A 6,296-nucleotide genomic window follows, 5' to 3' on the forward strand; every position below is an offset into this window, starting at 1 on the left:
GCCCTGAGGACCCGGCCCGCAGGACCTGGCCCGCCCGCAGGACCCCTCCGGGCCGGACCCCTCAGGGCCGGGGCTCAGAAGACCGACTCGGCCTCGTACATCCGGTCGCTGGGGACGGTCTTCAGCCGGGTCACGGCGTCCGCGAGCGGGGCCATCACGATCTCGGTCCCGCGCAGCGCCGTCATCCGGCCGAAGTCGCCGCGGTGGACGGCCTCCACGGCGTTCCACCCGAAGCGGGTCGCCAGCACCCGGTCGTACGCCGTCGGCGTGCCTCCGCGCTGCACATGGCCGAGGATGACCGGCCTGGCCTCCTTGCCGAGGCGCAGTTCCAGCTCGACGGCGAGGCGGTTGCCGATGCCCTTGAAGCGCTCGTGCCCGAACTGGTCGATCTCGCCCTTGGCGTACGGCATGGAGCCCTCGGCCGGGTGCGCACCCTCGGCGACGCAGATGACGGCGAACTTCTTGCCGCGCGCGAAGCGTTCCTCGACCATCTTGACCAGGTCGTCGACCTGGAAGCGCCGCTCGGGCAGGCAGATGCCGTGGGCGCCGCCCGCCATCCCGGACTCCAGGGCGATCCAGCCCGCGTGACGGCCCATGACCTCGACGACCATGACCCGCTGGTGGGACTCGGCGGTGGTCTTCAGCCGGTCTATGGCCTCGGTCGCGACGCCGACCGCGGTGTCGAAGCCGAAGGTCCTGTCGGTGGCGGAGATGTCGTTGTCGATGGTCTTCGGGACGCCGACGACGGGCATCCCGGCGTCGGACAGCATGCGGGCCGCGGTCAGCGTGCCCTCTCCGCCGATCGGGATCAGCGCGTCGATGCCGTAACGGCGGGACAGCTCCTCGCAGTTCTCGGCGGCCTCGCGCAGCCGGTCACGCTCCAGCCTGGCCGAGCCGAGGATCGTGCCGCCGCGGGCCAGGATGCCGCTGACGGCGTTCAGGTCGAGGGGCCGGAAATGGCCGTCGAGCAGCCCCTTGAAGCCGTCCTCGAAGCCGATGACCTCATCGCCGTGCCCCACCACGGCACGGTGCACGACCGACCGGATCACAGCGTTCAGGCCTGGGCAGTCGCCGCCTGCGGTGAGAATTCCGATGCGCATCCCGCTGTGTCTCCTGCTCGCTAGTGCCAAGCGTTCCGGGGGCCCGTCGCGAAACCCCCGTACCGTGAGCCACGACGATTGTCCCACGCCGATCAGGGGGCCCGTGCTTCCGGCTGCGTCACGCGGCCGGAGCGGGGCCCGTGCGGGACCGGGAGCGGTCCGCACCGGGTGCCGTGCCCGGCGGGCGGCTCACCTGCCCCCGTAGGTATCGTCAAGAGGACAATGCCAGCCAAACAGGACGGGAGACCACGCGTGGCGCGCAGTGTGTACGTGACCGGGATCGACCGGGGAGACGGCCGCCAGGTCGTCGATCTGGGAGTCATGGAGCTACTGACGCGTCAGGTCGACCGGGTGGGCGTCTTCCGGCCACTCGTCCACGACGGCCCCGACCGGCTGTTCGAGCTGCTGCGCGCCCGCTACCGGCTCTCGCAGGGCGCGGAGACGGCCTTCGGCCTGGACTACCAGGAGGCCTCCGCGGTACAGGCCGAGAAGGGTACCGACGAACTGGTCTCCCTGCTCGTCGAGCGCTTCCACCGGGTGGCCCGCGACTACGAGGTGGTGCTGGTGCTCGGCAGCGACTTCGCCGCGACCCAGCTCCCCGACGAGCTGGCCCTGAACGCGAGGCTCGCCAACGAGTTCGGCGCATCGGTGATCGCCGTGGTCGGCGGCCAGGACCAGGACGCCGAGTCCGTACGGGCCGAGACGCGCAATGCCTACCGGGCGTACGCCGGCCTCGGCTGCGACGTCCTGGCGATGATCGTGAACCGGGTGGCGTCCGAGGACCGCCAGGACATCGCCGATGCGTTGCGGACGCAGCTCCCGGTCCCGTGCTCCGTGCTGCCGGACGACCCCGCACTCTCCGCGCCCACGGTCGCCCAGATCACCACCGCCCTGGGCGGAACTGTTCTGCTCGGCGACGACTCGGGCCTGGCCAGGGACGCGCTGGACTTCGTGTTCGGCGGCGCCATGCTGCCGAACCTCCTGAAGGCCCTGACCCCGGGCTGCATGGTCGTCACCCCGGGCGACCGCGCGGACCTGGTCATCGGTTCGCTCGCCGCACACAGCGCCGGCACGCCACCCATCGCCGGTGTCCTGCTCACCCTGAACGAGCGGCCCGGCGAGGAGATACTCCGGCTGGCCACCCGGCTCGCACCGGGCACCCCGGTCGTCGCGGTGACCGGCGGATCCTTCCCCACGGCGGGTGAACTCTTCGCCCTTGAAGGCAAGTTGAACGCGGCGACGCCCCGCAAGGCGGAGACGGCCCTCGGCCTCTTCGAGCGCCATGTGGACACCGCCGCCCTGCTGGAGCGCATCTCGGTGGCCCGCAGCGGCCGGGTCACCCCGATGATGTTCGAGCACGAACTGCTCGAACAGGCGCGCTCGGACCGGCGCCGGGTCGTCCTGCCCGAGGGCACCGAGGAGCGCGTCCTGCGCGCCGCCGATGTGCTGCTGCGCCGCGACGTCTGCGACCTGACCCTGCTCGGGGACACCGACGTCATCCGTAAGAAGGCCGCCGACCTGGGCATCGACCTCGCCGAGACCCAGATCGTCGATCCCCGGACCTCGGAGCTGCGCCAGAGCTTCGCCGAGCGGTACGCCGAGCTGCGCGCGCACCGCGGGGTGACGGTGGAGCTGGCGTACGACGTGGTCGCGGACGTCAACTACTTCGGCACCCTGATGGTCCAGGAGGGCCTGGCCGACGGCATGGTCTCCGGCTCGGTGCACTCCACAGCGGCGACGATCCGTCCCGCGTTCGAGATCATCAAGACCAAACCGGACGCCTCGATCGTCTCCTCGGTGTTCTTCATGTGCCTCGCGGACAAGGTCCTGGTCTACGGCGACTGCGCGGTCAACCCTGACCCCGACGCCGAGCAGCTCGCGGACATCGCGGTGCAGTCGTCGGTCACGGCGGCGCGCTTCGGCGTGGAACCGCGGATCGCGATGCTGTCGTACTCGACGGGCACCTCGGGCAGCGGTGCGGACGTCGACAAGGTGCGGGAGGCCACGGAACGGGTACGCGCATCGCGACCGGACCTGAGCATCGAGGGCCCGATCCAGTACGACGCGGCGGTCGAGCCGACCGTGGCCGCCACGAAGCTGCCGGCGTCACAGGTGGCCGGCCGGGCGACCGTGCTGGTCTTCCCCGACCTCAACACCGGCAACAACACCTACAAGGCGGTCCAGAGGTCGGCGGGCGCCGTCGCGGTAGGACCGGTACTTCAGGGGCTGCGCAAGCCGGTCAACGACCTGTCGCGGGGCGCCCTGGTGCAGGACATCGTCAATACCGTGGCCATCACCGCGATCCAGGCACAGGGCGAGGAGTGAACGAGTTGTCCACCACCCACCACACCACCACCGGGGCGACGGCCAGCCGGGTACTCGTCCTCAATTCCGGCTCCTCGTCGGTGAAGTACCAGCTGCTGGACATGCGCGACCGGTCCCGTCTGGCGACCGGTCTCGTCGAGCGGATCGGTGAGTCGACCTCCCGGCTGGCCCACACCCCCGAGGGCGGCGAGACGCGCGAGCGCACCGGCCGGATCGCCGACCACGACCAGGCGCTGAAGGCCGCGGCCGATGAGCTGGCGGCCGACGGACTCGGCCTCGACTCCCCCGAACTCGCGGCGATCGGGCACCGGGTGGTGCACGGCGGGCTGAAGTTCAGCGAGCCCACCGTGATCACCGATGTGGTGCTGAAGGAGATCGAGCGGCTCGTGCCGGTGGCGCCGCTGCACAACCCGGCGAACATCACCGGAATCCGTACGGCGCAGGCGCTGCGCCCCGACCTTCCGCAGGTCGCGGTCTTCGACACGGCGTTTCACACGACGATGCCGGAGTACGCGGCGCGCTACGCGATCGATGTCGAGACCGCCGACGCGCACCGCATCCGCCGCTACGGCTTCCACGGCACCTCGCACGCGTACGTCTCGCGCCGGACGGCCGAGCTGCTGGGCCGCCCGGTGGCCGACGTGAACGTGATCGTGCTGCACCTGGGCAACGGGGCCTCGGCATCCGCGGTGGCGGGCGGCCGGTGCGTGGAGACGTCTATGGGGCTGACCCCCCTGGAGGGCCTGGTCATGGGGACGCGCTCCGGGGACATCGATCCGGCCGTCACCTTCCATCTGAAGCGGGTGGCGGGCATGTCGGCGGACGAGATCGACGACCTGCTGAACAAGAGGAGCGGTCTTGTCGGTCTCTGCGGCGACAACGACATGCGCGAGATCCGGCGCCGGGTGGACGAGGGCGACGAGCGCGCCGCGCTCGCGTTCGACATCTACATCCACCGGCTGAAGAAGTACATCGGCGCCTATTCGGCGGTCCTCGGCCGGGTGGACGCCGTGGTGTTCACGGCGGGGGTCGGGGAGAACTCGGCCCCGGTGCGGGAGGCTGCGCTCGCGGGTCTCGAGGGTTTCGGCCTGGCCGTGGACGCCGGACGCAACGCCGTACGGTCCGGTGAACCCCGGCTGATCTCACCCGAGGACGCGCGGGTGGCGGTCGCCGTCGTACCCACGGACGAGGAGCTGGAGATCGCCGGCCAGACCTTCGACCTGGTCCACAACTGAGCGGGCCCGCGCCCTTTTGTATCTTCCACCAGACGGAATATTCCGCAGTGAAACAAACCGATAGGATCCGCCTCATGCGCCGTTCCAAAATCGTCTGCACCCTCGGTCCCGCCGTCGACTCCCATGAGCAGCTCGTCGCTCTGATCGAGGCCGGCATGAGCGTGGCCCGATTCAACTTCAGTCACGGCTCCCACGAGGAGCACCAAGGCCGTTACGACCGCGTCCGCAAGGCCGCCACGGAGACCGGACGTGCCGTCGGGGTGCTCGCCGACCTCCAGGGCCCCAAGATCCGTCTCGGCAAGTTCGCCGAGGGCCCGGTCGAGCTGGTCCGCGGGGACGAGTTCGTCATCACGTCCGAGGACGTCCCCGGGGACAAGTCGGTCTGCGGCACCACCTACAAGGGACTGCCGGGCGACGTCGTCAAGGGTGACCCGATCCTGATCAACGACGGCAACGTCGAGCTGAAGGTCGTCTCGGTCGACGGCCCCCGGGTCACCACCATCGTCATCGAGGGCGGTGTCATCTCCGACCACAAGGGGATCAACCTCCCCGGTGCGGCGGTCAACGTCCCCGCGCTGTCCGAGAAGGACGTCGAGGACCTGCGGTTCGCCCTGCGGATGGGCTGCGACCTGGTGGCGCTGTCCTTCGTGCGGGACGCCGAGGACATCAAGGACGTCCACAAGGTGATGGACGAGGAGGGCCGCCGGGTCCCCGTCGTCGCCAAGGTCGAGAAGCCGCAGGCCGTCGAGCACATGGAGGGCATCGTCGCCGCCTTCGACGGCGTGATGGTCGCCCGTGGTGACCTCGCCGTCGAGTATCCGCTCGAAAAGGTCCCGATGGTGCAGAAGCGCCTCATCGAGCTGTGCCGGCGCAACGCCAAGCCGGTGATCGTGGCGACCCAGATGATGGAGTCGATGATCACCAACTCGCGGCCGACCCGCGCCGAGGCGTCCGACGTCGCCAACGCGATCCTGGACGGCGCGGACGCGGTCATGCTGTCGGCCGAGTCCTCCGTCGGCGCGTACCCGATCGAGACGGTCAAGACGATGGCGAAGATCGTCGTCGCCGCCGAGGAGGAGCTCCTGTCCAAGGGCCTCCAGCCGCTGGTCCCGGGCAAGAAGCCCCGTACGCAGGGCGGTTCGGTGGCCCGCGCGGCCTGCGAGATCGCGGACTTCCTGGACGGCAAGGCGCTGGTGGCCTTCACCAAGTCCGGTGACACCGCCCGCCGCCTGTCCCGCTACCGCACGGCGCAGCCGATCCTGGCCTTCACCACGGAGGAGTCCACCCGCAACCAGCTCGCGCTGAGCTGGGGCGTCGAGTCCTCCGTCGTGCCGCACGTGGACAACACGGACGCCATGGTCGACCTGGTGGACGCCGAGCTGCTGAAGCTGAACCGCTACAGCGACGGCGACACGATGGTCATCACGGCCGGCTCCCCTCCCGGCGTCCCCGGCACCACCAACATGGTCCGGGTGCACCACCTGAGCGGCGAACGCGCCTGACGCGGCGGCGCCCCGCACAAGGACTGTGGCCCGCACCCCCGGACAACGGGGGTGCGGGCCACAGTCCTTGAGAGCAAAACTCGGAAAAACACTCACAAACTAATAACAAGCGTGTGGCGTGGTGTTGTTTTTAA

At 70.0% G+C, this 6,296-nt stretch carries 4 protein-coding genes; 3 read left to right on the forward strand and 1 reads right to left on the reverse strand.

The features are described from left to right. Positions 1-74: 74 nt before the first annotated feature. Positions 75-1,100, reverse strand: coding sequence for an ATP-dependent 6-phosphofructokinase (locus AB0C75_RS23885; protein WP_362893720.1), 1,026 nt, complete (start codon positions 1,098-1,100; stop codon positions 75-77). Between the two features lie 252 nt (positions 1,101-1,352). Between AB0C75_RS23885 and pta the strand changes: the two genes are divergently transcribed. From pta to pyk, 3 genes are all read left to right on the forward strand, one after another. Then, positions 1,353-3,425, forward strand: a complete 2,073-nt coding sequence (gene pta / locus AB0C75_RS23890; RefSeq protein ID WP_362893721.1) for a phosphate acetyltransferase — start codon at positions 1,353-1,355, stop codon at positions 3,423-3,425. Between the two features lie 5 nt (positions 3,426-3,430). Further along, a complete protein-coding gene (locus AB0C75_RS23895) occupies positions 3,431-4,660 on the forward strand; it encodes an acetate kinase (RefSeq protein WP_362893722.1) in 1,230 nt (409 codons plus the stop codon). A gap of 74 nt (positions 4,661-4,734) precedes the next feature. Continuing rightward, positions 4,735-6,162, forward strand: coding sequence for a pyruvate kinase (pyk, locus tag AB0C75_RS23900; RefSeq protein WP_362893723.1), 1,428 nt, complete (start codon positions 4,735-4,737; stop codon positions 6,160-6,162). Positions 6,163-6,296: the final 134 nt, after the last annotated feature.

The sequence above is a fragment of the Streptomyces sp. NPDC048565 genome (assembly GCF_040650935.1).
In the GTDB taxonomy this organism is placed as follows: domain Bacteria; phylum Actinomycetota; class Actinomycetes; order Streptomycetales; family Streptomycetaceae; genus Streptomyces.